The organism is Testudinibacter aquarius, assembly GCF_004342725.1.
Lineage (GTDB): Bacteria > Pseudomonadota > Gammaproteobacteria > Enterobacterales > Pasteurellaceae > Chelonobacter > Chelonobacter aquarius.
In genome coordinates, this window is sequence record NZ_SMCP01000006.1 from 90,505 (window position 1) to 114,980 (window position 24,476).

A 24,476-nucleotide genomic window follows, 5' to 3' on the forward strand; every position below is an offset into this window, starting at 1 on the left:
AGCCGATTCGAAAATAATTGCTTGCGCAAAAATATCGCCTTATTGCGATTTTATATCAGCTCCGCCTGTTGTAGCACCACCGCTTGCAGCACTTTGATGCCCGCTTCCACATCTTGCCAATCGGTGTGTTCCAACGGATTGTGGCTGATGCCTTGGCGTGACGGCACAAAAATCATACCGGTCGGACATAGAGTTGCCATGTGCATGGCGTCGTGTCCGGCACCGCTCGGCATAATTTCATAGGTATAGCCTAAGCCTACCGCAGCTTGCTCAACCGTATTAACCATGTCTGTATTCAAGATGATTGGCTGATCGCGCGAAATCAGTTGCAGTTCGATCTGTAAGCCGCGTTGTTGACTGACCTTATCGATTTTTTGTTGTAAGGCAGAAAATACGCTTTCCCGTGCGGTAATATCAGTACCGCGAATATCGATCAATAATTCACAATAGCCCGGCACCACGTTCATCACGCCCGGTTTAACCTGCAGTTGTCCCACTGTGGCGACAGTGGCGTGTCCGGCACGAATCGCGGCTTGCTCCAATTCCAATGCTAATTCGGCGCCGCCTAATAATGCATCATGGCGATAATTCATTGCTGTTGCGCCGGAGTGATCCGCTTGGCCTTGAATTTTCACGATGCAGCGAATCGGTGCCGCAATGCCGGTGACGACACCGATGGTTTTTTGTTCATTTTCCAGACGTGGTCCCTGTTCAATATGCAATTCAAAAAAGCATTTAAATTCAGCGGCGGAGCGTTTGGCTTGATCGACTTGCTGAAAATCCAAGCCGATTTGCTGAAGTGCGGTGGCGAGGCTAATCCCGTTTTTATCTTGCAAATGGGCTAAATCCGCTTGCTTGCTGACACCGCACATTACCTTACTGCCCAAAGTGGCATAGTTAAAACGGCTGGACTCTTCGCAAGTAAAAATGATTAATTCCAATGGATAACGGGTTTGCTGTTGTTGTTCACACAATTGCAGCAGGATTTCCAAGCCGGCAATGGTGCCAAGCGGTCCGTCGAATTTTCCGGCATTGACCACTGTGTCGATATGTGAACCGAATGCCACCGCGGGCAAGTCGTTTTGAGTTCCGTCATAGCGGATAATTAGGTTACCAATTTCATCGATCCGCACTTTTAACGGATATTGTCGACAGATTTCCAATACATAATTGCGAGCAGCCAGATCTTCGCTGCTAAAGGCTAGGCGTGTCAGTTCATGTGGCGAGCTGGAAATAGTGGCGAGATGATTAATCAGCGCTTTGATTCTTGGCATATTAATTGTTTGGCTAATAACTGGTGTTGTTATGGGCTGCATTCTTTTTCTCCTTAAAAACGGTCATAAATAGGAAAGTTTACAAACTGTTTGCTGAAAGCATGATCTCTTTCACTATACGCTAAAAATAGTTGCGGTAAACTTATACTCGTCAAAACATGATCACCAGCAAAAGGAGTGTACTGATGAGTATCAAGAAAATGCTGTTAATGAGTGGTTCTAAATACCGTACTACGGGTTATTTGGAGCATTGTATCCCTTGGATTAGCCGTTTTTTAGCCGATTATCGTGGCAAAACGGTGGCGTTTGTGCCTTATGCCGGGGTCAGTCGTAGTTATGATCAGTATGAAGCGGCAGTACAGCAGGCATATGAGTCGCTGGATATGAAAATTATTTCAGTACATCGTGCCTCAAGTGCGGTGCAGGCGATTGAACAAGCTGATGCGATTGCCATTGGCGGTGGCAATACGTTTTGTCTGTTAAATCAGCTGTATCGGCACAACCTGCTGGAACCGATTCGGGCAAAAGTGAATAGCGGCACGCCGTATTTCGGCTGGAGTGCCGGGGCGAATGTTGCCGGCGCTTCAATTATGACCACCAACGATATGCCGATTGTCTATCCGCCGTCGTTTGAAGCCTTGAACTTGTTTCCGGCACAAATCAACCCGCACTTTATCTCCGGCAAAATACAGGGGCATAACGGTGAAAGTCGCGAAGAGCGGTTAAATGAGTTTTTGCTGGTCAACCCGAAAGCGCTGGTCTATGCCCTGCCGGAAGGTACTGCGTTGCAAATTCGTGATCACAAAGCAACGGTATTGGGCTTTGACGATATTTTGCGTTTCAGCGGAAAAATGGATATGGAAACCATAGCGGTTAATTCCACGTTCAATTATGAGTGATATAAAATGATTTGGAGATTGTAAATGAATGAATTAAAGATGGGCATTGCGTTATTGGGCATTGTCGTGACCATTTATCTGTTGATTAAAAAATATGAAACCCGCACGGTGTTGTTAGGCGTGGGGTTAGTGATGGCAGTGCTAACGCTGAATCCGATGGGCGCATTGGAAGCATTTGCCAAAAGCATGACCAGCGCCGGGTTGATTATGGCAATCTGTTCCAGCATGGGCTTTGCTTATGTGATGAAATATACCGAATGCGATATGCACTTGGTACATTTGTTGACTAAGCCTTTAAGCGGTTTGAAATTTTTTCTGATTCCGATCGCTACGATTCTGACTTTTTTTATCAATATCGCCATTCCGTCGGCGGCCGGTTGTGCGGCGGCGGTGGGTGCAACCTTGATACCGGTGCTGAAATCGGCTGGCGTGCGTCCGGCAACCGCCGGGGCGGCAATTTTGGCAGGAACGTTCGGTTCGATGATGAGTCCCGGATCTTCTCACTCGGCAATGATCAGTGAAATGTCGGGTTTGACGGTGACCCAAGTGAACCTGAGCCATGCGCCTTACACCATTATTGCCGGCGCAATCGGTGCGGTGGTATTGACGATTTTAGCCGTGGCTTTGGGCGATTATCACAAAAAATTCCGTGATGAATATTTGGCAGAAAACCAAAACGCAGAGCAACATTTCACCAATGTGAATTTTTTGTATGCGCTGGCGCCGTTGATTCCGGTGGTATTGCTGGTGATCGGCGGTACTGAATTGCAACAAATCTCTTGGCTGGCATGGACCAAAATGACGGTGCCGGAAGCGATGTTGATCGGCGCGATTTATGCGATCATTGTCACTCGTGCTTCGCCGGTGAAAATCACTAATGAATTTTTCAACGGCATGGGCAATTCGTATGCCAACGTGTTGGGGATTATCATTGCCGCCAGTGTGTTTGTCGCCGGACTGAAATCGACCGGGGCGATTGACTCGGCAATTGAATTCTTAAAATCTTCCAATGAATTTGTCCGTTGGGGGGCGACCATTGGACCGTTTTTGATGGGCATCATCACCGGTTCCGGTGATGCGGCGGCGATAGCCTTCAATACGGCGGTGACGCCGCATGCGGCTGAGCTGGGTTACACTCATGTCAATTTGGGCATGGCAGCCGCGATTGCCGGTGCCATCGGCCGCACGGCTTCGCCGATTGCCGGGGTGACCATTGTCTGTGCCGGTTTGGCGATGGCGAATCCGGTGGATATGATTAAACGAACTGCACCGGGCATGGTGCTGGCGGTATTGTTTTTGGCTCTGTTTATGTTATAGCTGGAGGGTAGTATGGGCATTAATCCACAACAGTTGATTGCGTGGCGGCGGGAATTTCATCAATTTCCGGAAACCGGTTGGTGTGAATTTTTGACCACCACTAAATTGGCACAATACTTGTCTGAGATGGGCTTTGAAGTGAGGTTGGGCAAGCAAATTATCAATCCAGAGTTTGTCCGCGGACGGCAGCAACCGATTGTCGATGTCGGTTTGAAGCAGGCGATTGCACGGGGCGCCGATCAAAACTGGTTGGAGAAAATGGACGGTTATACCGGCTGTGTGGCGATTTTTGATTCCGGCAGAGCGGGTAACACGGTGGCGCTGCGCTTCGATATCGATTGTGTCAATGTGCAGGAAACCGCACTTGAGGATCACCTGCCCAACAAATTGGGTTTCCGCTCACAAAATGACGGTTTTATGCACGCCTGCGGGCATGACGGACACATGGCGATCGGCTTGGGGGTGGCGCAATGGATTGCCGACAACCAAGCGCAATTAAACGGTAAAATTAAACTGGTGTTTCAGCCGGCGGAGGAGGGCGTGCGTGGCGCGGCGGCAATTGCCGCCAGCGGTATTATCGATGATGCCGACTATTTTGCCGCCTCTCATCTCAGCTTCTGTGCCGATTCCGGTACGATTATTGCCAATCCGAAAAAATTTCTTTGCACTACAAAAATGGATATACGCTATTGCGGCAAACCGGCGCATGCCGGTGCCGCACCGCACTTGGGACGCAATGCCTTGCTGGCGGCGGCACATGCCGTGACACAACTGCACGGCATTTCGCGCCACGGCGACGGTATGACTCGAATCAATGTCGGGGGGTTGAAAGCGGGCGAAGGGCGTAATGTGATTCCGACCACTGCGGAAGTGCAGTTGGAGGTGCGCGGTGAAAATGCCGAGATCAATCAATATATGGTGGATCAAGTATTGCAAATCGCCAAAGGTATCGCTATCAGTTTTGATGTGAACTATGAAACTGAAATTATGGGCGAAGCGGTCGATCTCGATAACGATGCTGAATTGGTTGAATTAATCAGCGAACTGGCGGAAAAAGAGACCGACGTGGCGCAAGTTGCCCCGACCTATAGCTTCAACGGTAGTGAAGACGCAACTATTCTCGGACGACGGGTGCAGCAACACGGCGGCAAAGCGATTTACTTTATTGTTGGTGCCGACCGCACTGCCGGACATCACCAAGCTGAATTCGATTTTGATGAACAGCAACTGCTGACCGGCGTTAATCTGTATACCGCACTTTTGCAGCGGCTGAACGGTTGATTAAAACTCACTGGTAAAATACCGCACTGGCGCAAAGTCAAAGTGCGGTATTTTTGAGCGCAAATTGCCGCTAAATATTCGCTTTATATTGACGATCGGCAGTCTGATAATTTTCCAGAATATCATTTTCCGGCTGTTTAGTCAGCAGTGAAACCAGCACGATAGCCAGTGAAGACAGGATGAAACCGGGGATCATTTCATAAATTCCGCTGTCCGGAATCACTCTATTCCAGAAACTGACCACCAATGCGCCAGTTATCATTCCCGCCATAGCACCGTTGGCGTTAGTGCGTTGCCAAAAGAGTGAAAACAGCACCAGTGGCCCAAACGAACTGCCGAAGCCTGCCCACGCATGTTCCACCAGTTTCAACACCTGACTTTCCGGGTTTTGTGCGATTGCAATTGCAATCACCGCAATGGCCAACACCATTAAGCGTCCTAACCACACCAGCTCTTTGTCACTGGCTTTGGGGCGAATAAAGCCACGGTAAAAGTCTTCGGTGATCGCACTGGAGGAGATCAACAGCTGGCAACTTAAGGTGCTCATCACGGCGGCTAAAATTGCGGACAGCAGCACCCCTGCAATCCATGGATTAAATAGATGGCGCGCCAGTTCAATAAAAATTTGCTCACGATTGTTGTTGACCACTGTGGCTAATTCCGGATTGGTGTAGAAATAGGCAATCCCGAAAAAACCAACCCCGACAGCGCCCAATAAGCAGAAAATCATCCATGAGATACCTATGCGTCGTGCGCTGGTCAATGAACGCACATTTTCCGCCGCCATAAAGCGTGCCAAAATATGTGGTTGCCCAAAATAGCCCAAGCCCCAAGCAGATAAACTGAATAAACCGATCAGCGATGTGCCTGTCCACATATCGGTGAAGTTTTTGCCCAGATCATTGCCTGCCGCTGCCAATACCTGTGAAAAGTCGTCGATGCCACCAATCGCAAACAGCACCATCACCGGCGTGATAATCAACGCCAATACCATTAAAGTAGCCTGCACAGTGTCAGTCCAGCTGACCGCTAAGAAACCACCGATAAAAGTGTAAATAATGGTAGCAAGTGCACCATACCAAAGTGCGGTTTGGTAAGGTGTGCCGAACAGGTTTTCAAATAATCGTGCTCCGGCAACCACACCTGAGGAGCAATAAATCGTGAAAAAAAACAGAATGATGCTAGCGGCAACGACTTTTAACATTTTGTGGTTATTATTGCCCTGTTTTGAGCTGAAACGGGCTTGAAAATACTCCGGCAGCGTCAACGCATTATCGTGGCTTTCGGTAAATACCCGCAAGCGCCCGGCAACGAAGTACCAGTTCAAATAAGCGCCGATGGTCAAACCGATTGCAATCCAAGCCTCGACCAGTCCGGCAGCATACACCGCACCGGGCAGCCCCATCAGCAACCAACCGGACATATCCGATGCGCCGGCAGACATGCCGGTGACAAAGCCGCCCAGACTACGCCCGCCGAGAATGTAGTCGGATAAGTTGCTGGTATAGCGGTATGCCAACACCCCAATCAGCAGCATACCGATGATATAAATGGTAAAGGTAATAATTGTTGGATCGTAGCCAAACATAAACAGCCTCTATCAATAAATCGAAAAAGGGGCGGAGTATAGCACGAATTGATGTCCTGTTTTAGCTTCTTGCGCCGAAAATCGCACTGCCAATCCGCACTTGGGTAGAACCGCACTTGATCGCCATTGCCATATCGCCACTCATGCCTAACGATAGCGTATCAATTTGCTGTTCAGGCAGGGCAAGTCGTAGCTGCTGAAATAGTTGTTGCATGCGGCTGAAAGCCTGTTGCTGCACGCTTGGATCATCACTGTCTTGCGCAATGGCCATCAGACCACGCAGGCGCAAATTCGGCAGTGCTGCGATCTGTGTCGCAAGCGGCAGTAAGGCGTTTGGCATAATGCCGGATTTAGAACTTTCGTTGCTAATATTGATTTGAATCAGTACATTCAACGGCGCAAGCGCGGTCGGACGTTGTTGACTGAGGCGTTCGGCAATTTTCAGCCGATCGACGGTTTCAATCCAATCGAAATGTTCTGCCACCAAACGGCTTTTATTCGATTGTAACGGCCCGATAAAATGCCATTCCAACGGGATGTTTTGTGATTGAAAATACTGAATTTTTTCTACACCTTCCTGGACATAATTTTCACCAAACGCAGTTTGCCCGGCAGCAACCGCTTCGGCAATTGCAGAAAATGGCTTGGTTTTGCTGACCGCTAACAGTTTTACCGATCCCAACGTGCGGTCAGCTTGTTGACAATGGTATGTGATTTGCTGATGAATCTCAGCCAGATTGTGTTGAATAGACATGGATAATTCTAGGGTCTGTTAAGTGAACAAAAAGTGGGGTTATTCTAGCGTGGAATGGTGAGGCTGTCTAAGTAAGAGTGGTTTCAGATTGAATATTGATTTTGCGATCAGGATCGAAGAGAACATCAGTGGTAACTGACAAAAATATAAAAGTAGAAAATAATATTCCCAAAATGGGAAATATGTTATGCTGGCTTTACTCTTAAGGAGCATCAATGATTGTGGTTGGAACAGAGCTGTTGCTGTCATTTTGCAAGAAACATGCCAACAGTGAAAAAGCGATAAAAACGTGGTTGCAGCAGGTAAAACAAGCGGCTTGGAAAACCCCACAAGAGATCAAAAATGCTTATCGTAACAGTGATTTCTTGCCGAATAACCGTGTTATTTTTAATATTAAAGGTAACCATTACCGGCTCGTGGTGAAAGTGCGCTATCTTAATGGAATTGTAAAAATCGAATGGATTGGCACACACGCTGAGTATAGTAAGCAGAATTTTTAGGAGCGAAGATGAAAAGTATCAAATTAATTGCTGATGAACAGGATTATCGCGAAGCCTTGGTAAGGCTTTCCGAATTAATGGATTTAGAACCGGAAGTCGAAAGTGAGCAGGATTTGGAGCTGAATGCGCTGGCGTTGCTGCTCGAGGCTTATGAAGCTAAGCATTATCCTTTTCCGACGAATGATGTGACCGCACTTGATATTATTAAGTTTAAAATGGAACAAAATGACCTCAATGCCAAAGATATGGTGGCGTATTTGGGGTCACCGTCAAAAGTGTCGGAAGTGTTAAGTGGTAAACGCCGTCTGAGCTTAACCATGATTAAAAAATTACATTATGGATTAGGTATTCCGGCAGATTTACTCTTAGAAATATAAAAATTATTTTTAGCTACTATATTGTTGCAGTGAGAGCTAGACTAGATTAAATAGCGTTTATTTGGTTTGTTTCTAATTTTTAATTGACAACCCGAACGAAATTCTGTATTTCTATCACATCAATTTTTTTTAAAAATTAACCAAATTATGCAAAACAACACAACCATTATCACCACCATTATGATTACCATGCGTAAGTCCGTGGCGGGTTAGTGTTGTATAACAAAATCAAAGCAACCCGCACCGACCAGTGCGGGTTTTTTAGTATTTAAGAATAGTATTTAAAATCAATATGTTAGAGAATTAGGAGAAGATTATGCGAGTGCTTAAATTTGGAGGAACGTCGTTGGCGAATCCGGAACGCTTTTTACAGGCTGCCGGGTTGATTGAACAGGCGCATTTGAAGGATCAGGCGGCAGGCGTGCTGTCGGCACCGGCGAAAATCACCAATTATCTGGTGGCGTTGGTAGAAAAGGCGGTCGCCGGAGAAAATTTTGAACAGGATTTTAACGACGCCCTTCACATTTTCTACCGCATTATCGATGGCTTACACCAAGCCAATCCCAAACTCGACAAAATCACCCTTCTGCAAGTTATTGACAACGAATTTACCCAACTGAAACAGGTATTAAGCGATATTCAGCGCAACAAGCGTTGTCCTGACAGCGTGAATGCCACCATTTTGTGCCGTGGCGAAAAACTGTCGATTGCGATGATGAAAGCCTGGTTTGAGGCGAAAGGCTATTCGGTCAGCCAGATTGATCCGGTGGAAAAACTGGTGGCGAAAGGCACTTATTTGGAATCGTCGGTCAGTATCAGTAAATCCAAACCGCGTGTGGATGCGGCGTCTATCCCGAAACAAAATATCGTATTAATGGCCGGTTTTACCGCCGGTAATGAACAAGGTGAATTAGTATTACTGGGACGCAACGGCTCGGATTATTCGGCGGCGGTGTTGGCGGCGTGTCTGGATGCGGATTATTGTGAGATTTGGACCGATGTGGACGGAGTTTATACCTGCGATCCACGTTTAGTCAGTGATGCCCGTTTGTTGGACAGTCTTTCTTATCAAGAAGCGATGGAGCTTTCTTATTTCGGTGCGAAAGTGATCCATCCGCGCACTATCGGCCCGTTGGTGCGCTGTAGCATTCCTTGCGTAATTAAAAATACCGCCAATCCGGATGCGCCTGGTACTTACATCAATAACGACGTTAAATCGGACAGCTTGCAGGTGAAAGGGATTACCAATCTGGATAATGTCAGTATGTTCAATATTTCCGGTCCGGGCATGCAGGGCATGGTCGGTATGGCGGCGCGGGTTTTTTCCACCATGTCGAAAGCGGGGATTTCGGTGATTTTGATTACCCAATCTTCGTCTGAATACAGCATCAGTTTTTGTGTATTAAGCAAATCGGTCGCGATCGCCAAGCAAGCGTTACAACAAGAGTTCGCTTACGAATTGGAGCATAAACAATTAGAACCGTTGGAGATCACCGACAATTTATCGATTGTTTCCGTGGTCGGCGACGGCATGAAAACCGCGAAAGGTATTGCCGCCCGTTTCTTTACCGCACTTGCCCGATCCAATATCAATATTGTGGCGATCGCACAGGGATCGTCCGAACGTTCAATCTCGACTGTCGTGCCGCAAAACAAATCGGTGCAAGCGGTGAAAGCCACCCATCGTGCGTTGTTCACCCATCATCAAGTAGTCGATGTATTCGTGGTCGGCACCGGCGGTGTGGGCGGCGAGTTGGTTGATCAAATCCAACGCCAGACCGATTATCTGGAAAAAAAGAATATCGCGATCCGCGTCTATGCCTTAGCGAATTCGAAAAAACTTCTGCTGAGCGAACAGCCGCTGGAATTGACTAACTGGCGTGAACAGCTGGTGCAAGCCGACGCTGAATATTCGGTGGAGCGTCTGGTAAAATTTGTGCAAGATAACAATATTGTCAATCCGGTGCTGGTGGATTGCACTTCTAACCAAGATATTGCCAATCAATACGTCAGCTATTTGAGTGCCGGTTTTCATGTGGTGACGCCAAATAAAAAAGCCAACACTTCCGATGTGGAGTACTACCTGCGCTTAAGAGCGGTTGCGGCGCAAAATCAGCGAAAATTTATGTACGACACCAATGTCGGTGCCGGATTGCCGGTGATTGATAATTTGCAAAAACTGTTGGCAGCGGGCGACGAAGTGCTGCAATTTGACGGGATTCTGTCCGGTTCATTGTCATTTATTTTTGGCAAGCTGGAAGAAGGCTTGAGCCTGTCGCAAGCCACCGCACTGGCCAAAGAAAAAGGCTTCACCGAGCCGGATCCGCGCGATGATTTGTCCGGTAGCGATGTGGCACGTAAGTTGTTGATTATCGCCCGTGAAAACGGCTTGATGTTGGAACTGAAAGACGTTGAAGTGGAAGGTGTGTTGCCGCAGGGTTTTGCCGACGGCAAAAATGTAGCGGACTTTATGGCTGAGCTGCCGCAGCTGGACGCTGAATTTGCCGAACGTGTTGCTGCCGCCAAAGCCAACGGGCAGGTGTTGCGCTATGTCGGACAACTGGAAAATGGCAAATGCAAGGTTTCGATTGTAGCAGTCGATGGTGATAATCCATTGTATAAAGTGAAAAACGGAGAAAATGCCTTGGCGTTTTATACCCGTTATTACAACCCGATTCCGCTGTTATTGCGTGGCTATGGCGCCGGCAATGATGTGACGGCTGCCGGGATTTTCGCTGATATTTTGCGCACACTGCAAAATGGAGGGGGCAATTAATGTCAGATTTGTTAAGAGTTTACGCCCCGGCGTCCAGTGCCAATGTCAGTGTTGGTTTTGATACTTTAGGCGCAGCAATTTCGCCGATCGATGGCTCATTGCTGGGGGATGTCGTGCAGATCGAAGCCATTGCACAAGGCTTTGAATTGGAAAGTGCCGGTTATTTTGTGCGCAAATTGCCAAAAGAACCACAAAAAAACATTGTTTATCAAGCCTATGTGCTGTTTTGCGAACGTTTAAAACTGCGCAATTACAAAGTGCGGTCGCTGCGTTTGATCTTGGAAAAAAATATGCCGATCGGCTCCGGCTTGGGATCGAGCGCCTGCTCGATCGTGGCGGCGTTGGTGGCGTTGAATAAATTCCATCAAGAGCCATTTTCCAAAATGGAACTGCTGGAGATGATGGGCGAACTGGAGGGGCGGATTTCCGGCTCGATTCACTATGACAACGTAGCGCCGTGCTTTTTGGGCGGTGTGCAGTTGATGGTCCAATCGTTAGGCAATATCAGCCAAACCTTACCGTTTTTTGATCAATGGTATTGGGTACTGGCGTATCCGGGGATTGAAGTCTCCACGGCTGAAGCCCGTGCGATTTTGCCGAAAAGCTACAGTCGCCAAGATGTGATCGATCATGGTCGCTATCTGGGTAGTTTTGTACATGCTTGCCATACCCGACAAGCCAATTTAGCCGCTTTGATGATGAAAGATGTGATTGCCGAGCCGTACCGTGAGCAGTTGCTGCCGAATTATGATAATGTAAAACAAGGCTGCCGTGATCTGGGCGCATTGGCGACCGGCATTTCAGGTTCCGGCCCGACGATTTTTGCGATCGCGCCAGATTTGTCAACTGCGAGTAAAGTAGCAACCTATTTAGAAAACAACTATTTGCAGAACAACGAGGGCTTCGTCCATGTTTGTCAGGTTGATAATCAAGGGGCAAGGCTGCTAGACTGATGTCATTCTATGACTGATAAACGAGCGGAATTTATAAATAAGTAGGGGAATTTATAAATAGAGTAGGGGCGGATTGCATATCTGCCCGAACTGTATTTTGCATTTTTCCTTTATTGATTAAGTGCTTATGTCGAGCTTCGTATACGGGCGGATATGCAATCCGCCCCTACTTTGCCTCATCAATGACTTTGTCAATAATCCGAGTGAATACAATCAGTCCTACATCGCCTCGCTGAATAAGTGAATAACAAATCACAATTAAAGGATTTTTTAATGAATTTATACAACATCAAACACCCGGAACAGCAAGTCAATTTCGCTCAAGCGGTACGTCAAGGATTGGGCAAAAACCAAGGGTTGTTTTTCCCAGAAGTGATTCCACCGTTGGACAATGTTGATGCGTTGCTGGAGCTGCCGCTTGTCGAGCGCAGCCAAGCGATCTTATCGGCACTGATCGGCGAAGAATTGCCAAGTGCGGTTTTGAACCAAATCGTCAGTGATGCGTTCACGTTTCCGGCGCCGTTGGTGAAAGTCGAAGACAATATCTATGCGCTGGAACTGTTCCACGGACCGACGCTGGCGTTTAAAGATTTCGGCGGGCGTTTTATGGCGCGCACCTTGGCGGCAATCCGTGGCGAAGGCAAAATCACGATTTTAACCGCCACTTCCGGTGATACCGGTGCGGCGGTAGCGCATGCGTTTTACGGTTTAGACAATATCGAAGTGGTGATCCTGTATCCGAAAGGCAAAATCAGCCCGCTGCAAGAGAAACTGTTCTGTACTTTGGGCGGCAATATCCGCACTGTGGCGATTAACGGTGATTTTGACGACTGTCAGGCGTTGGTGAAGCAAGCCTTTGATGATCAAGACTTACGCAAGGCGATCGGTTTAAATTCGGCGAATTCGATCAATATCAGTCGCTTGCTGGCGCAAGTGTGCTACTACTTTGAAGCGGTGGCGCAGTTGCCGAAAGCGCAGCGTAATAACCTGGTGGTTTCAGTACCGAGTGGTAACTTTGGCAACTTAACCGCAGGTTTGATCGCCAAATGGCTAGGCTTGCCGATTAAGCGCTTTATCGCCTCGACCAATGCCAACGACACCGTACCGCGCTACTTGAAGAGCGGGCAATGGCAACCAAACGCCACCGTGGCGACCTTATCCAACGCAATGGACGTGAGCCGCCCGAACAACTGGCCACGGGTGGAGGAAATCTTTAAGCGTAATGGTTGGAATTTAAGCGAACTGCACAGCGATTCGCGCAGCGATGCGGCAACCGAAACCGCACTTCAAGCAATGCAAGCCAAAGGTTATTTGTGCGAACCGCACGGTGCGATTGCTTACGATACCTTAAGTGCCGATCTGCAAGCGGGCGAAACCGGCATCTTCCTTTGCACCGCCCACCCGGCGAAATTCAAAGAGAGCGTTGATCGTATTCTTGGATTGGATCTGCCGTTGCCGCAAGCGTTGGACAAACACAACAAACTGCCGTTGTTGTCCGATGAAATGGCAAATGATTTCAGTTTGTTAAGGACTTATCTGTTACAGCGCTAATCAACTAGCCAGTTGAATGAGTTGACTAAAAGCGAGCCGAGTGGTTCGCTTTTGTTTTTTGGGAAGCTGGAATCGCACGAATTATTGAAAAATAAAGGACAAACCGCACTTTTATACTTTAAATCGCAAAAAATCCTTGATCTAGCCCAAATAATTTAAATAAAGTGGTAGCGTCGCACTATAGAGGGTGTAATATGTAACAATTTAATAACAATAGATTTAGCGAAGATCTGTTGTTGAGCCATAACTTACTCTACTTACTCACAATCATAATGACGAGGTGTAATGATGTCAGATTTCTTAGCCGATTATCGAGCCCATGTTGAACAACGCTTACAGCAAGGTGTGGTTGCTAAGCCGCTGGATGCAGAACAGACCGCCCGGTTGGTGGAGCTGCTGAAAAAACCGGTGGCAGGGGAAGAGGCTTTTTTAGTCGATTTATTTGAAAACAGGGTGCCGGCAGGCGTTGACGAAGCGGCGTATGTGAAGGCCTCATTTCTATCTGCGCTAGTGAGTGGTGATGTCAGTTCGCCGTTGATTTCGGCGGAAAGGGCGGTCGAGCTGCTTGGCACGATGCAAGGTGGCTACAACATTGAGCCGTTGCTGAAAGCGCTGGATAATCAAAAACTGGCACCGTTGGCAGCGACCGCACTCTCTTCCACCTTGCTGATGTTTGATAATTTTCACGATGTGGTAGAGAAAGCCAATGCAGGCAATGATTACGCTAAACAAGTGTTACACTCTTGGGCAGAGGCTGAATGGTATTTATCTCGTCCGAAATTAGCGGAAAAAATCACTGTAACCGTGTTTAAAGTGACCGGAGAAACCAACACCGATGATTTGTCGCCGGCGCAAGATGCTTGGTCACGCCCGGATATTCCACTGCATGCGCTGTCGATGTTAAAAAATGAACGTGAGGGTATTCAGCCTGACGAAGCCGGGGTTATCGGCCCAATCAAACAGATTGAAAAGTTAAAACAAAAAGGCTTTCCGCTGGCGTATGTCGGTGATGTGGTCGGCACGGGATCGTCGCGTAAATCGGCGACCAATTCCGTGTTGTGGTTTATGGGCGACGATATTCCGTTTGTGCCGAATAAACGTGCCGGTGGTGTGGTGTTGGGCAGCAAAATTGCACCGATTTTCTTTAATACCTTGGAAGATGCGGGCGCATTGCCGATTGAAGTGGATGTCAACAATCTGGAAATGGGCGATGTGATCGACATTTATCCGTATCAAGGCAAAATCTGCAAACACGGCACTGAGCAAGTTTTGGCTGAGTTCAGTTTAAAAACCAATGTGTTGCTGGACGAAGTGCGTGCCGGTGGACGGATTCCGTTGATTATCGGGCGTGGGCTGACCCATAAAGCCCGTTGTGAATTGGGCTTACCGGAAAATGAGGTGTTTGCGAAGCCGAAAGCCACTGAGCAGAGCAGCAAAGGCTTCACGTTGGCACAAAAAATGGTCGGGCGTGCCTGTGGTGTGGACGGCATTCGCCCGGGGCAATATTGTGAACCGAGAATGACCTCGGTTGGCTCGCAAGACACCACCGGACCGATGACTCGTGATGAATTGAAAGATTTGGCGTGTTTGGGCTTTTCAACCGATTTGGTGATGCAATCCTTTTGCCATACCGCGGCTTATCCAAAACCGGTGGATGTTACCACCCATCACACTTTGCCGGATTTCATTATGAACCGTGGCGGTGTGTCGCTGCGTCCCGGTGACGGCATTATCCATTCGTGGCTAAACCGAATGTTGTTGCCGGATACGGTTGGCACCGGCGGCGATTCACATACCCGTTTCCCGATCGGTATTTCCTTCCCGGCGGGTTCCGGCTTGGTGGCGTTTGCTGCGGCGACCGGCGTGATGCCGTTAGATATGCCGGAATCCGTGCTGGTGCGTTTCAGCGGCACTATGCAACCGGGAATCACGCTGCGGGATCTGGTGCATGCGATTCCGTATTATGCGATTCAGCAAGGTTTGCTGACGGTAGAGAAAAAAGGCAAGAAAAATATCTTCTCAGGGCGGATTTTAGAAATCGAAGGCTTGGAAGATCTGAAAATCGAACAGGCATTCGAACTGTCTGATGCTTCGGCAGAGCGCTCGGCGGCGGCTTGTACCATTAAGCTGGATAAAGCACCGATTATCGAATATCTGAATTCGAATATCACGCTGTTGAAATGGATGATTGCCGAAGGTTACGGCGATGTGCGAACTTTGGAGCGTCGAATCAAGGGAATGCAGGCTTGGCTGGCTGATCCGCAATTGTTGCAAGCCGATGCCGATGCGGAATATGCAGCAGTGATTGAAATTGATTTGAATGAAATCAAAGAGCCGATTTTGTGTGCGCCGAATGATCCGGACGATGCGCGTAAACTGTCGGACGTTGCCGGAGATAAGATCGATGAGGTGTTTATCGGTTCTTGTATGACCAATATCGGTCATTTCCGTGCGGCAGGCAAACTACTGGATAAATTCAAAGAGGTGATCCCAACCCGTTTATGGATTGCGCCACCGACCAAAATGGATGCGGCATTGTTGACCGAAGAGGGATACTATAGCATTTTTGGTAAGAGTGGTGCCAGAATGGAGATGCCGGGGTGTTCATTGTGTATGGGCAATCAGGCACGAGTGGCGAGCGGGGCAACCGTGGTGTCGACTTCGACCCGCAACTTCCCGAACCGTTTAGGGCAAGGGGCGAATGTATATTTGGCCTCGGCTGAATTATCGGCAATTGCCGCCTTATTAGGGCGTTTACCAACGGTGGACGAATATCTGCGCTACGCAGCCGATCTGCAAACTGATAAAGCGGATACCTACCGTTATATGAATTTTGACCAGATCAATAGCTATGTGAAAAAAGCGGATGAAGTGATTTTTCAAACGGCGGTATAAAAATGCCGCTTAAAAGTGCGGTATAAAATCTATCGTTAAGTCCGATTTAATCGGTATAATGCAATCCTCTGATTTTGGTCAGAGGATTTTTCTTTTTTTGAAGCACTTTTTTAGTTATTGGGGAGAGCAAATAATGCCGCCACGCTATTTAATTATCTTTGCGGTTGTGATTTTAACCGCACAACTGTTTATTTATATCAGCAACCGTGGTCTGCGTTGGTATCTGAAACCCTACATCGGGCAAAAGTGCGGTTTTCTGCTGAGTGCCTTGCTGTGGCTGCTGCCGAATATCTTAATGGCGATTACGGCCAGTCGTGTTTTTCCACAATACAGAATCACCGCTTTTGTACTGTTTTTGCTTGCCTACGCCTTTATGCTCACGCTGGGGCTGTGGCTGATCCGTTTATTGGTAAAGCGTGTCGTCAATCCGCTTAAACTTGACCGCACTTTGCGTCTGGTAGCGCCGTTGCTGTATGTTTCGATCATTGGTTTTGGTTTATACAATGCCTACACCCCGTATGTGCAACATTATGCAATTCACAGCGACAAATTGCAGGGGAGTCTGCGTATCGGTTTAGTCAGCGATCTGCATTTAGGCAAACTGTTTGGTGCAAAACAGTTGGATAAATTAGCCGAGATTATGCAGCAGCAACAGGTCGATATCATCCTGATGCCGGGCGATATTATGGATGATAATTTGGAGTATTATCTGGCAGAAAATATGCAACCGCACTTGCAGAAATTACGCGCACCGCTCGGCGTTTATGCCACCCTCGGCAATCACGATTTTTTCGGCGCACAACAACAAATTCGTCAAGCATTACAAGCTGTAGGGATCAAAGTGTTGGCAGACGAAGCGGTTTCGATTGACAGTCGCTTCGTGGTGGTCGGACGCAACGATCACCTGGATAAAACCCGCTTGCCGTTAGATCAACTGCTCGGTTATCTACCGCAAGATAACCGCCTGCGGATCCTGCTTGATCACCGCCCGGACGATATCATTGAAAACAGCCAATTGGCATTGGATCTGCAACTCTCGGGACATGCACACAAAGGGCAAGTTTTTCCGGCGAATTTGATTACTAAAGCCATTTATCCGCTGGATCACGGCTATCTTAACTTAAACGACCGTCATTTTGTGGTCACCTCCGGCTACGGCTTTTGGGGCATCCCATTTCGAATCGGCTCACAAGCGGAAGTGGTGGTGATTGATATTAATCGTTAACATTAAAAGTGCGGTCAGGATGAATTGGAGATCGTTATACTGACTTAAGGTAGCATTGCTTAATATTCAAAACATACCTATAATGTGACAAAATGGCACATTATAGGAGTTTATTATGCATACTACTGCCACGCCACGGATTACTGCGCGCATTGATCAAGATACTCAATCGTTACTACTGCAAGCTGCAAAGTTAGCGGGGATTACCAGTATTAATTCATTTGTAGTGAATGCTGCTGTCGAGAAAGCAAAAGAAATTTTGCAAGCAGAAAATTTGATTAAGTTAAATAGAGAGAGCTCTCTCAAGTTATTGTCTGCTCTAGACAATCCAGATATGGAAAATCAGAAGTTAATGCAAGCCTTTGAAGAACACTTAGGCAGATAAGTATGGTTATTGTGCCGCTAAATAGTAGAATTCATGATAGATCTGGTTTTGATTGTGGCGTTAAGCCGCTGAATAATTTTCTTAAATTAACCGCTAATCAATTGGGCGAAAGAGATCATTCAAGAAGCTATGTTCTGGTTGATCCGATACAGCCATCACAAATTATTGGTTTTTATACACTGACAATGATTAATTTTCAGTTAGATAACCTACCACTGACCTTACAAAATAAGCATAAATTTGTTGAAAGTGCAGGATTGATCTCTCGTTTAGCTGTCGATAAACGTTTTCAAGGAAAGCGTTTTGGTTCAAAACTACTGGTTGATGCGCTGGTAAATTTAAAGCGAGCAGCAGAAATTGTCGGCTTCCCAGTTGTATTTGTTGATGCGAAAGAGGGAAGAGCGGATTTTTATAGTCAATATGGTTTTGAGCCTATTGATCAACAACGATTATTTATGACGGTTGCGGCAATTCGAAAAATGTTATCCAAATATTGATCTGATGTAGCGTAGAGCAAAAGATATTTTTGCTTGTTACTTGAGTGATCTATCGATAGGACGGAAAATATCCGCCCTATCGAGTCGATAAATAGCGCTATTTATCTTAATTTGTGTTTATTCTTTGACTTCTTCCACCATTTCGGTGGTATCAGTAACTTCTGAATCAATTATTTCTGATTCCTCGTCGTCCAAATCACAAATCGTTTCCAAACTGACGACATGTTCGTCTTCGGCGGTGCGGATCAGGCGCACGCCCTGGGTATTACGTCCAACAGTGCTGACTTCGCTGACACGGGTGCGCACCAGGGTGCCGGCGTCGGTGATCAGCATAATTTGATCATTGTCTTCCACCTGCACTGCCGCCACGACTTTGCCGTTGCGTTCGCTGACTTTAATCGAGATCACGCCTTTGGTATTGCGTGATTTGGTCGGGTATTCGTCCAATTTGGTGCGTTTGCCGTAGCCGTTTTGCGTGGCGGTCAGAATTGCGCCATCATTTTTTGGCACGACCAACGAAACCACTTTGTCGATATTCAGGTCAAGTGCGGTGTCAAAATCATCCCCGGCACTGTCGTCATTCTCGTTTTCGTCGTCGCTGAGATCGTTGCTGAGAGCCAGTTTGATGCCACGCACACCGGTGGCAGTTCTTCCCATGGCGCGCACCGCTTCTTCGCTGAAACGCACCACACGGCCTTGCGACGAGAACAGCATAATTTCATTGTCGCCTTCGGTGATATCCACGCCGATCAACTCATCGTTGTCACGCAGGTTAATTGCAATCAACCCGCTGGCGCGTGGACGGCTGAATTCGGTCAGTGCAGTTTTCTTCACCGTACCGCTGGCGGTTGCCATAAAGATAAATTTATTATCGGCATATTCTGCGACCGGCAAAATAGCGGTGATACGTTCATCAGGCTGCAACGGCAGAATATTGACAATCGGGCGGCCACGTGCGCCACGGCTGGCTTGCGGCAACTGGAATACGCGTAGCCAATACAGACGACCACGGCTAGAGAAGCATAATATCGTATCGTGAGTGTTGGCAACCAATAAGCGCTCGATAAAGTCTTCTTCTTTCATCTTGGTGGCGGATTTGCCTTTGCCACCGCGACGTTGTGCTTCGTAGTCAGACAGCGGCTGATATTTAACATAGCCCTCGTGCGACAGGGTGACCACTACATCTTCCGGTGCAATCAAATCTTCCAGATTAATATCTGCAGAACTGGCAGTGATTTCGGTGCGGCGTGGATCGTTAAATTGGGTTTTGATCTCATTTAATTCTTCGCGGATCACTTCCATCAAACGTTCAGGCGTGTTCAAAATATGCAGTAAACCACCAATAATCGTCAGTTTTTCTTTATATTCGTTCAGCAGTTCATCGTGTGCCAGCCCGGTTAGGCGATGTAAGCGCAAATCGAGAATGGCTTGCGCTTGTACTTCGGTCAGATAGTACGTGTTATCGCGAATCCCGTATTCCGGCGCCAAATCTTCCGGACGAGCGCTGTCGACACCGGTCGCTTCCAGCATTGCTGCCACATTACCCAGTTGCCACGGCTGCGACAACAAGCCCTCTTTGGCGGCGGCCGGGGTTGGCGCTTGGCGAATCAACTCGATTACCGGATCGATATTGGCTAGCGCAATCGCCAAGCCTTCCAAAATATGTGCTCGCTCACGGGCTTTACGCAATTCAAATACGGTGCGGCGTGTCACCACTTCACGACGGTGCAGAACAAACGCTTCAATTAACTGTTTCAAATTTAACAGTTTTGGCTGTCCGTGATCGAGGGCGACAGTATTGATACCGAAGGTGACTTGCAGTTGGGTTAAGGAATAGAGGTTATTCAGCACTACTTCGCCCACTGCATCACGTTTGATCTCAATCACGATCCGCATCCCGTCTTTGTCGGATTCGTCACGCAGCGCACTGATACCTTCGACTTTTTTCTCTTTAACTAAATCAGCAATTTTTTCGATTAAGCGGGCTTTATTCACTTGATACGGAATTTCATGCACGATAATGGTTTCTTTGCCTTTGGCATCGGTTTCCACTTCCGCTCTGGCACGCACATAAATTTTGCCGCGTCCGGTTTTGTAAGCGTCCTCAATCCCTTTGCGGCCATTGATTATTGCGGCAGTCGGAAAATCCGGCCCCGGAATATAGGTCATCAATTCGTCAATGCTAATTTCATTATTATCGATATACGCCAGACAGCCGTCGATGACTTCGCCTAAATTGTGTGGCGGAATATTGGTTGCCATACCAACTGCAATGCCGCTAGAACCGTTGACCAACAAGGCAGGAATACGGGTTGGCAACACTTCCGGAATCTGCTCCGAGCCGTCATAGTTCGGCACAAAATCGACCGTTTCTTTGTCTAAATCCGCCAGCATCGAATGGGCGATTTTGGTCATTCTGACCTCGGTATAACGCATTGCCGCTGCCGAGTCGCCGTCAATCGAACCGAAGTTACCTTGTCCGTCGACCAGCATATAGCGCAGCGAAAACGGCTGCGCCATGCGCACAATCGTATCGTACACCGCGCTGTCGCCGTGCGGGTGGTATTTACCGATCACATCGCCGACCACACGCGCCGATTTGCGGTACGGTTTATTATAGTCGTAGCCGCCGACATTCATCGCAAAAAGCACACGGCGGTGCACCGGCTTCAACCCGTCGCGCACATCAGGCAAAGCACGTCCGACAATCACCGACATAGCATAATCAAGGTAGGAGGATTTTAGTTCTTCTTCAATATTGACGGGGGAAACGTCACTTGCAAATTCGCTCATTCAAAGTTTTCCTAATTGACTGAATATAAAGCTTATAAAGCGGGTAAAACCATCGCTGAAAAGTAACCGGATTATAGCATAAAGCCCCATTTTTCCCTAATTTTATAGTGAATTTTGATGGATAATTCTGCATAATAAAAGCCACGTTTTTAATTAGAATAAAATTGGCAAAGTGCGGTTTTATTCATTATTTGAGAAACCGATAGCATGCAAAACGTTGATCAACAGGAAATCGAAAAATTTGCCAAAATGGCGCAAAGTTGGTGGGATCCGGATGGGGATTTCAAACCGATTCATCGCTTAAATCCGCTGCGTCTGGACTATATTTTGCGCCAAGCCAACGGTTTATTCGGTAAGCGCGTGCTCGATGTCGGCTGTGGCGGCGGGATTTTGGCGGAAAGCATGGCTCGGCAGGGGGCTGAGGTAACGGGGATTGATATGTCGCCGCAACCGTTGCAAGTGGCGTTGGAACACGCACAACAGAGCGGTTTGAAGATTGATTATCAACAAACGACCATCGAAGATTTTTTACAGGCGTTGCAGCAACAGCAAGGTGAAAAATTTGATGTGATCACTTGCATGGAGATGTTGGAACACGTTCCCGACCCAAGTGCGGTGGTGCGCAGTTGTCAAGCACTGCTGAAGCCAGACGGCGTGCTGTTTTTTTCCACTATCAACCGCACTTTGAAGGCGTGGGCATTAGTGGTGGTCGGTGCGGAATATGTGCTGAAAATGCTGCCGAAAGGCACGCACGATTACGATAAATTTATTAAACCGGCAGAACTGATCAGCTGGTGCGAGCAAGCAAATCTAGACTGTTTTGATATCACCGGTTATCACTACAATCCGCTGAGCGGTAATTTTTGCTTAAAGCCTGATGTCAGTGCTAATTATATGTTGGCGGTTCGGCATAAAGCATTTTAAAACATCTAGAGTAAAATAGCCTTTTACAAACCGCACTTTTCTGCTATTTATTGCTAGGACTTTAACCACAATCTTCAAAAGGAGGAACCGATGAGTAAAACAGTCGCAGACCAATTGGTCGAAATGTTACTGCAAGCAGGGGTAAAACGTGTGTATGCGATTACCGGCGACAGCTTGAATCCGGTGAATGCTGCGATTCGTAGCAACGGAAAATTGGAATGGATCCATGTGCGTCATGAAGAAGTGGCGGCTTATGCTGCTTCAATGGATGCAGAATTGAACGGCATCGGCTGTTGTATGGGCAGTTCGGGACCGGGACATGTGCATTTGATTAACGGATTGTATGATGCCAATCGTTCTGGCAACCCGGTGATCGCCATTGCCAGCACTTGCCCGACACATAAATTCGCACAAGACTATTTTCAAGAAACCAACCCTTATTACCTGTTCCAAGATTGCAGCAAATTTGTGGCAGTCGCCAATACGGCACAGCAGTTTCCGCATATGATGCAAAGTGCGGCTCAAGCGGCAATTTCACAAAAGGGTGTTGCTGTTTTAGGCTTGCCGGGGGATGTGGCTTCGGCAAGTGCGGTCGGCATTCCGACTTCCGAAATCAATTATGCCACGGCTGCGGTTTATCGCCCGAACGATAATGAATTACAGCAATTTGCCGATTTGCTGAATCAAAACAAAAAAATTACGCTGTATTGCGGACATGGCTGTCGTGAGGCGGCAGCGGAGGTCAAAGCGCTGGCAGCTAAATTACAAGCACCGATTTGTTATACGTTCAGAGGCAAAATTTTCTTTGACAGTGATGATAACGAATTTCGCGCCGGGCTGAATGGTCAACTGGGGTATCGTTCCGGTTATGATGCGTGTAACCAAGCGGATTTGCTGGTGATGTTGGGCTGCGATTTCCCTTATGCGGAGTTTTTACCGACCAAAAACAAAATTGTACAATTAGACATCAAACCTGAGCGTCTGGGGCGGCGGGCAAAAGTCGATTTAGGCTTGGCGGGCGATGTCGGTGACACTTTGCGCGCATTGCTGCCGCTGGTGGAACAGCATCAAGACCGCACTTTCCTGACGGCAATGCAGCAGGAATTTGCCAAATCGGAGGCGAATTTTGCACATTATATTCAACATAAAGGCGCAGAAGATCATATCCAGCCGGAATATGTGGCGCATTTGGTGAATGAAATCGCGGCAGATGATGCGGTGATCACCGTAGATACCGGCATGACATCGGTATGGGCGGCACGTTTTATCAAGCGTAAGAAAAATCGTTATTTGACCGGATCTTTTAATCACGGCTCGATGGCAAATGCAATGCCGATGGCGATTGGTGCTGCGGTTTCCGGTTCAAGACAAGTAGTTGCTCTGTGTGGTGACGGCGGCTTGTCGATGTTGTTGGGTGATCTGGCGACGATTATGCAATATAAATTGCCGATTAAAATTATCCTGTTTAACAACCGCGCGTTGGGCATGGTCAAGCTGGAAATGGAAGTCTCCGGTTTGGTCGATTGGCAAACTGACATGGTAAATCCGGAATTTGAAAAAATTGCCGAATTGATGAATATCAAAGGCTTTGCGGCACACAAAACTGAAGATGTGGAAGCTGCGATTCAACAGGCATTTGCCCATGACGGTCCGGCATTGGTGAATATTTACACCAATTCGGATGCGCTGAGCTTGCCGCCACATGCGAGTTTGGAGCAAATGCGCGGTTTTATGACCTCGATGACCAAGAAATTGTATGCCGGGGAAGCGGGCGAAGTGTTTGATACCGCGAAAACTAATTTAGGGCATCTGAAGGATTTGTTTTAACTTATAGCCAAAATCCCTAAAAAATAAGCCCGCTGTGTTAGCGGGCTTATCTGTTACTTAGATTACTAAATTATTTTTTACTGGGTTCATCACAGTTTTTGATGTCGTTGCATTTGCCGTACAGATATAAACTGTGGTTTTCCAGTTGGATTCCATACTCTTTGCTGATCTCTTTTTGGCGTTTCTCAATAATATCGTCGCTGAATTCGATCACTTTACCGCAGTCCATACAAATGATATGGTCATGGTGATCAATTGGAGCCAGCTCAAACACTGATTTATTGCCTTCAAAATTATGGCGAATCAGAATATCGGCTTCATCAAATTGATTCAGCACTCGATAAACCGTGGCTAAACCGATCTCTTCCCCTTGTTCCAATAACATTTTATAGATATCTTCCGCTGAGAAATGCTGATATTCGGTATTATGATGATTCTGCATTAAAGCCAGAATTTTCAAGCGTGGTTCGGTAATTTTTAAACCGGCTTTTTTTAATAATTTGATGTTGTCTTCAGACATATTAACCTCGTATCGGATAGCTATCGTTGATTAGGGAACAAATCAGATAAAATCGCTATAAGTGTTTTATGATTCCCTTGTATTCTATGAGGAATACTTATCAATTGCAAATTATCATGTAAAATAATTATGATAGGTAT

The 24,476-nt window shown here is 47.3% G+C and carries 19 protein-coding genes; 14 read left to right on the forward strand and 5 right to left on the reverse strand.

The window, feature by feature from the left end; translation table 11 throughout:
- Positions 1 to 50: 50 nt before the first annotated feature.
- Positions 51 to 1,316 carry a Zn-dependent hydrolase gene (locus EDC16_RS07780; protein WP_132967105.1) on the reverse strand — a complete coding sequence of 422 codons (1,266 nt, stop codon included), beginning with the start codon at positions 1,314 to 1,316 and terminating at the stop codon, positions 51 to 53.
- A 149-nt stretch (positions 1,317 to 1,465) separates the two neighbouring features.
- On the opposite strand from EDC16_RS07780, the gene pepE reads away from it, so the two are divergent.
- Genes pepE through EDC16_RS07795 form a run of 3 tightly spaced genes read left to right on the forward strand, consistent with a single transcriptional unit; the run spans position 1,466 to position 4,771 of the window.
- Complete coding sequence (gene pepE / locus EDC16_RS07785; protein ID WP_132967273.1) at positions 1,466 to 2,173, forward strand: dipeptidase PepE; 708 nt, start codon at positions 1,466 to 1,468, stop codon at positions 2,171 to 2,173.
- Between the two features lie 24 nt (positions 2,174 to 2,197).
- The gene (gene dcuC / locus EDC16_RS07790; protein WP_132967107.1) at positions 2,198 to 3,490 is read left to right on the forward strand and encodes a C4-dicarboxylate transporter DcuC; all 1,293 of its coding nucleotides are present in this window, start codon (positions 2,198 to 2,200) and stop codon (positions 3,488 to 3,490) included.
- A gap of 12 nt (positions 3,491 to 3,502) precedes the next feature.
- The gene (locus EDC16_RS07795; RefSeq protein ID WP_132967109.1) at positions 3,503 to 4,771 is read left to right on the forward strand and encodes an amidohydrolase; all 1,269 of its coding nucleotides are present in this window, start codon (positions 3,503 to 3,505) and stop codon (positions 4,769 to 4,771) included.
- Positions 4,772 to 4,841: 70 nt separating this feature from the next.
- On the opposite strand, the gene putP is transcribed toward EDC16_RS07795, so the two are convergent.
- Together putP and EDC16_RS07805 are read right to left on the reverse strand one after the other, a co-directional pair.
- Positions 4,842 to 6,359, reverse strand: coding sequence for a sodium/proline symporter PutP (gene putP / locus EDC16_RS07800; protein ID WP_132967111.1), 1,518 nt, complete (start codon positions 6,357 to 6,359; stop codon positions 4,842 to 4,844).
- A gap of 61 nt (positions 6,360 to 6,420) precedes the next feature.
- On the reverse strand, positions 6,421 to 7,113 hold the full coding sequence (locus EDC16_RS07805) for a YggS family pyridoxal phosphate-dependent enzyme (RefSeq protein ID WP_132967113.1): 693 nt from the start codon (positions 7,111 to 7,113) through the stop codon (positions 6,421 to 6,423).
- Between the two features lie 215 nt (positions 7,114 to 7,328).
- On the opposite strand from EDC16_RS07805, the gene EDC16_RS07810 reads away from it, so the two are divergent.
- The 9 genes from EDC16_RS07810 (at position 7,329) to EDC16_RS07850 (ending at position 18,272) form a co-directional block, all read left to right on the forward strand.
- Positions 7,329 to 7,613 carry a type II toxin-antitoxin system HigB family toxin gene (locus EDC16_RS07810; protein WP_132967116.1) on the forward strand — a complete coding sequence of 95 codons (285 nt, stop codon included), beginning with the start codon at positions 7,329 to 7,331 and terminating at the stop codon, positions 7,611 to 7,613.
- A gap of 8 nt (positions 7,614 to 7,621) precedes the next feature.
- Positions 7,622 to 7,990: a helix-turn-helix domain-containing protein gene (locus tag EDC16_RS07815; RefSeq protein WP_132967118.1), complete on the forward strand. Its 369-nt coding sequence runs from the start codon at positions 7,622 to 7,624 to the stop codon at positions 7,988 to 7,990.
- Between the two features lie 316 nt (positions 7,991 to 8,306).
- Positions 8,307 to 10,766, forward strand: coding sequence for a bifunctional aspartate kinase/homoserine dehydrogenase I (gene thrA, locus EDC16_RS07820; protein ID WP_132967120.1), 2,460 nt, complete (start codon positions 8,307 to 8,309; stop codon positions 10,764 to 10,766).
- 8 nt (positions 10,767 to 10,774) lie between these two features.
- Complete coding sequence (gene thrB, locus EDC16_RS07825; protein WP_132967276.1) at positions 10,775 to 11,719, forward strand: homoserine kinase; 945 nt, start codon at positions 10,775 to 10,777, stop codon at positions 11,717 to 11,719.
- Positions 11,720 to 11,992: 273 nt separating this feature from the next.
- Entirely contained in the window at positions 11,993 to 13,270 is a 1,278-nt protein-coding gene (gene thrC / locus EDC16_RS07830; protein ID WP_132967122.1) for a threonine synthase, read from the forward strand.
- A gap of 288 nt (positions 13,271 to 13,558) precedes the next feature.
- Positions 13,559 to 16,165, forward strand: a complete 2,607-nt coding sequence (acnB, locus tag EDC16_RS07835; RefSeq protein ID WP_132967123.1) for a bifunctional aconitate hydratase 2/2-methylisocitrate dehydratase — start codon at positions 13,559 to 13,561, stop codon at positions 16,163 to 16,165.
- 133 nt (positions 16,166 to 16,298) lie between these two features.
- The gene (locus EDC16_RS07840) at positions 16,299 to 17,390 is read left to right on the forward strand and encodes a metallophosphoesterase (RefSeq protein WP_132967125.1); all 1,092 of its coding nucleotides are present in this window, start codon (positions 16,299 to 16,301) and stop codon (positions 17,388 to 17,390) included.
- 115 nt (positions 17,391 to 17,505) lie between these two features.
- Positions 17,506 to 17,775, forward strand: coding sequence for a type II toxin-antitoxin system TacA family antitoxin (locus EDC16_RS07845; protein ID WP_132967127.1), 270 nt, complete (start codon positions 17,506 to 17,508; stop codon positions 17,773 to 17,775).
- 2 nt (positions 17,776 to 17,777) lie between these two features.
- On the forward strand, positions 17,778 to 18,272 hold the full coding sequence (locus tag EDC16_RS07850; RefSeq protein WP_132967129.1) for a GNAT family N-acetyltransferase: 495 nt from the start codon (positions 17,778 to 17,780) through the stop codon (positions 18,270 to 18,272).
- A 117-nt stretch (positions 18,273 to 18,389) separates the two neighbouring features.
- Here the strand turns inward: EDC16_RS07850 and gyrA are convergent, their stop codons facing one another.
- Positions 18,390 to 21,065 carry a DNA topoisomerase (ATP-hydrolyzing) subunit A gene (gyrA, locus tag EDC16_RS07855; RefSeq protein ID WP_132967131.1) on the reverse strand — a complete coding sequence of 892 codons (2,676 nt, stop codon included), beginning with the start codon at positions 21,063 to 21,065 and terminating at the stop codon, positions 18,390 to 18,392.
- Positions 21,066 to 21,272: 207 nt separating this feature from the next.
- Here gyrA and ubiG point away from each other — a divergent pair, with 207 nt between their 5' ends.
- Positions 21,273 to 21,989 (forward strand): bifunctional 2-polyprenyl-6-hydroxyphenol methylase/3-demethylubiquinol 3-O-methyltransferase UbiG, encoded by a 717-nt coding sequence (ubiG, locus tag EDC16_RS07860; RefSeq protein ID WP_132967133.1) that lies wholly within the window; start codon positions 21,273 to 21,275, stop codon positions 21,987 to 21,989.
- 90 nt (positions 21,990 to 22,079) lie between these two features.
- Entirely contained in the window at positions 22,080 to 23,816 is a 1,737-nt protein-coding gene (locus EDC16_RS07865) for a thiamine pyrophosphate-dependent enzyme (protein WP_132967135.1), read from the forward strand.
- 70 nt (positions 23,817 to 23,886) lie between these two features.
- Here EDC16_RS07865 and fur read toward each other — a convergent pair whose 3' ends face one another.
- Positions 23,887 to 24,336 (reverse strand): ferric iron uptake transcriptional regulator, encoded by a 450-nt coding sequence (gene fur / locus EDC16_RS07870; protein ID WP_132967137.1) that lies wholly within the window; start codon positions 24,334 to 24,336, stop codon positions 23,887 to 23,889.
- Positions 24,337 to 24,476: the final 140 nt, after the last annotated feature.

Excerpts from the sequence above, each read along its gene's own strand:
- EDC16_RS07780 (WP_132967105.1), bottom strand. The coding sequence starts at position 1,316 with ATGCAGCCCATAACAACACCAGTTATTAGCCAAACAATTAATATGCCA.
- dcuC (WP_132967107.1), top strand. The coding sequence starts at position 2,198 with ATGAATGAATTAAAGATGGGCATTGCGTTATTGGGCATTGTCGTGACC.
- EDC16_RS07795 (WP_132967109.1), top strand. The coding sequence starts at position 3,503 with ATGGGCATTAATCCACAACAGTTGATTGCGTGGCGGCGGGAATTTCAT.
- putP (WP_132967111.1), bottom strand. The coding sequence starts at position 6,359 with ATGTTTGGCTACGATCCAACAATTATTACCTTTACCATTTATATCATC.
- EDC16_RS07805 (WP_132967113.1), bottom strand. The coding sequence starts at position 7,113 with ATGTCTATTCAACACAATCTGGCTGAGATTCATCAGCAAATCACATAC.
- EDC16_RS07810 (WP_132967116.1), top strand. The coding sequence starts at position 7,329 with ATGATTGTGGTTGGAACAGAGCTGTTGCTGTCATTTTGCAAGAAACAT.
- EDC16_RS07815 (WP_132967118.1), top strand. The coding sequence starts at position 7,622 with ATGAAAAGTATCAAATTAATTGCTGATGAACAGGATTATCGCGAAGCC.
- thrA (WP_132967120.1), top strand. The coding sequence starts at position 8,307 with ATGCGAGTGCTTAAATTTGGAGGAACGTCGTTGGCGAATCCGGAACGC.
- thrC (WP_132967122.1), top strand. The coding sequence starts at position 11,993 with ATGAATTTATACAACATCAAACACCCGGAACAGCAAGTCAATTTCGCT.
- acnB (WP_132967123.1), top strand. The coding sequence starts at position 13,559 with ATGTCAGATTTCTTAGCCGATTATCGAGCCCATGTTGAACAACGCTTA.
- EDC16_RS07840 (WP_132967125.1), top strand. The coding sequence starts at position 16,299 with ATGCCGCCACGCTATTTAATTATCTTTGCGGTTGTGATTTTAACCGCA.
- EDC16_RS07845 (WP_132967127.1), top strand. The coding sequence starts at position 17,506 with ATGCATACTACTGCCACGCCACGGATTACTGCGCGCATTGATCAAGAT.
- EDC16_RS07850 (WP_132967129.1), top strand. The coding sequence starts at position 17,778 with ATGGTTATTGTGCCGCTAAATAGTAGAATTCATGATAGATCTGGTTTT.
- gyrA (WP_132967131.1), bottom strand. The coding sequence starts at position 21,065 with ATGAGCGAATTTGCAAGTGACGTTTCCCCCGTCAATATTGAAGAAGAA.
- ubiG (WP_132967133.1), top strand. The coding sequence starts at position 21,273 with ATGCAAAACGTTGATCAACAGGAAATCGAAAAATTTGCCAAAATGGCG.
- EDC16_RS07865 (WP_132967135.1), top strand. The coding sequence starts at position 22,080 with ATGAGTAAAACAGTCGCAGACCAATTGGTCGAAATGTTACTGCAAGCA.
- fur (WP_132967137.1), bottom strand. The coding sequence starts at position 24,336 with ATGTCTGAAGACAACATCAAATTATTAAAAAAAGCCGGTTTAAAAATT.